General features: G+C 37.3%; 1 protein-coding gene. It reads right to left on the bottom strand.

What is annotated here, in order from left to right; all coding sequences use genetic code 11:
• Positions 1 to 19 precede the first annotated feature (19 nt).
• Positions 20 to 241 (bottom strand): DUF1904 family protein (locus BAU23_RS28315; protein WP_071735712.1); only part of this gene is annotated, 222 nt, incomplete at its 5' end.

Below are 241 nucleotides of genomic sequence, written 5' to 3'. Positions count from 1 at the left end.
AAAAATCTTTCAAATAGCTCTAACTTGCACAATGCTTCCCGTTAATATAATACGCTGATTCTGTGAAAACCGTAAATACAACCTCTACTTCTGGAAGTCCAAAATCCATTACATATGTAGTAATGGCCTTGGCAAATCGATCACGAATTTCCTGTCCACGCTCGAACCATTTCACTTCAATAAGAGGAAACGCTTCTATTTCTTCTCCATTGAATACAAACGTAGAACTTGGTAGTTCCAA

This window comes from Bacillus nitratireducens (genome assembly GCF_001884135.1).
GTDB classification, from domain to species: Bacteria; Bacillota; Bacilli; order Bacillales; family Bacillaceae_G; genus Bacillus_A; species Bacillus_A nitratireducens.
Note: the sequence above shows the minus strand (reverse complement) of the source record. Positions and strands in the feature narration are given on the sequence as shown.